Here is a 2,006-nt window from a genome sequence, read left to right on the forward strand (position 1 = left end):
CAGCCGCACTCGAGCGCGCCCGGGCGCATCCGCCATTTGGCGTCCGGGTTGCGGCGCCAGGTGCCGGTGCCTGTGCAGGGCGCGTCGATGACGACGAGATCGGCGGAGCCCTTGATGTCCGAGAGCGGATCGCTGTCGCCCTTGGGCGTGCGGACGTCGCAATTGTGCACGCCGGCGCGCGACAGGCGCTCGTGGATCGGCGCGAGCTGGCGCTTGTCGCGGTCGGTCGCGATCAGCCGGCCCTTGCCCTGCATCATCGCGGCGAGCGCCAGCGTCTTGCCGCCGGCGCCGGCGCAGAGATCGATCACCTGCTCGCCGGGCTTTGCGGCCGAGAACAGCGCGGCGAGCTGCGAGCCTTCGTCCTGCACTTCGATGCCGCCCTTGACGAAATCCTCCTCGGCATGGATGCCGACATTGCGGGCGTCGGCGCCGAGCTCGATCCGCAGACCAAGCGGCGACCACGGCGTTTCCTTGGCGCCGAGATGCTTCAGCCGCGGCAGCATCTTGTCGCGGCTCGTCTTCAGCGTGTTGACGCGCAGATCAAGCGGCGCGCGGCTCGCCATCGCGGTCGCTTCCGGCACGCGGTCATCGCCGAACACCTTTGCGAGGTACGGATCGAGCCATTCCGGATAATCGCCGGCGATATGTGCCGGCGCGCCCTGCAGCGAGCGCGAGGTCAGCGCTGAGCGCTCCGCATCAGTGAGCGGCGATGGGGCGAAGCGGCCGCCGTCGCAGAGTGCGGCGATGGCGTCGACGTCCATGCCGCGCTCGAGATGGAGCATGCCGAGCACGCGCGCGCGGGCACTGTCGTCATCCATCAGGTAGGCGCTGGAGGATTGCCGGCGCAGCACGTCCCAGATCAGGCCAGAGATCGCGGCACGATCGCCGGAGCCGGCATAGCGGTGCGCGGTGCCCCACTCCTTCAAGGCTTTCGCCGCCGGCACGCGCTGCGCGTCGATGGTGTCGATCAATTCGATGGCGGCGGCGAGACGCGCAGCGGGGGTCATCAGGAACTTTCAGATCAGGAGCAGGAGTTTCAGAGCGAAATAGAGCCACATCGCAAACAGCACCAGCGCGCTTGCGAGCCAGGCCGTCGAGCGGGGTGCGGAATCGTTTGAGGTGACGAAGATGCCGACATGGGCAAAGCGCGTCACCACGAACACCCAGGACAGCATCACGATGACGAGATCGGCGCGGCGCAGCGGCAGCGCAAGTGCGATCAGGAGATAGAATAACACAGGCAATTCGAACTGGTCGCGGTAGCAATCGGCAAGCTGCGTTGCGCGGTTGGGGCCGCCAGTGTCTCCGCGCCGCGTTCGCATCATGCCGAGCAGCAGCGCGAAGGTGAGGCCGACCAGCACGAAGACCGGCAGCAGAACCATTTGAACCGACATGGGATTCATACCCCGTTTAAAACGCAAGCGATAGCTGATGGCGAACGCTTCCGCTACTGACAACGTGACACCGTCATCATTCCGACTTCGGCCCGATCTAACATCGTTCCAAAAGGAATTCCGCATGTCCGAATTTCGCCTGACCCAGATTTCCGACACCCACCTCGCCCGCATCCGGCCGACGCTGATCGCGAATTTTGAGGCGGTCGCCGAGCATGTCGACGCGACGCGGCCCGACCTCGTGCTCAACAGCGGGGACGTCGCCTTCGACGGGCCGAACAGCCGCGCCGATCTCGAATTTGCCAAGTCGCTGCATGCGGCGCTGCCGGTCGATTGCCGCTATCTGCCGGGCAATCACGACATCGGCGACAACCCGACCGCGGTCGGCACGCCGCCGACAGAGCCGGCAACGGAGGAGAATTGCGATGCGTTCCGCGCCATCGTCGGCGAGGATCGCTGGTGCTTCGAGGCCGCCGGCTGGCGCTTCATCGGGCTCAATTCGCTGATCATGAATACCGGGCTCGATAGCGAGGCCGAGCAGTTCGACTGGCTCGCTTCACAGCTTGGCAACGTCAACGGCAACCCGGTTGCGCTGTTCCTGCACAAGCCTGA

At 65.8% G+C, this 2,006-nt stretch carries 3 protein-coding genes; 1 reads left to right on the top strand and 2 read right to left on the bottom strand.

Annotation, left to right across the window (positions count from 1 at the left end; all coding sequences use genetic code 11):
- Window positions 1-1,007: RsmB/NOP family class I SAM-dependent RNA methyltransferase (locus tag CWO89_RS43620; RefSeq protein WP_130584323.1), on the bottom strand; the 1,007-nt coding region annotated here is incomplete at its 3' end.
- A 9-nt stretch (window positions 1,008-1,016) separates the two neighbouring features.
- On the bottom strand, window positions 1,017-1,394 hold the full coding sequence (locus CWO89_RS43625) for an MAPEG family protein (RefSeq protein ID WP_130584324.1): 378 nt from the start codon (window positions 1,392-1,394) through the stop codon (window positions 1,017-1,019).
- A 124-nt stretch (window positions 1,395-1,518) separates the two neighbouring features.
- Between CWO89_RS43625 and CWO89_RS43630 the strand changes: the two genes are divergently transcribed.
- On the top strand, window positions 1,519-2,006 hold a 488-nt coding region (locus CWO89_RS43630; RefSeq protein ID WP_207234703.1), incomplete at its 3' end, for a metallophosphoesterase family protein.

This window comes from Bradyrhizobium sp. Leo170 (assembly GCF_004296405.1).
Taxonomy (GTDB): Bacteria; Pseudomonadota; Alphaproteobacteria; order Rhizobiales; family Xanthobacteraceae; genus Bradyrhizobium.

What these genes read in the sequence shown, in the direction of transcription:
- CWO89_RS43625 (WP_130584324.1), bottom strand. Translation starts at nt 1,394, where the DNA reads ATGTCGGTTCAAATGGTTCTGCTGCCGGTCTTCGTGCTGGTCGGCCTC.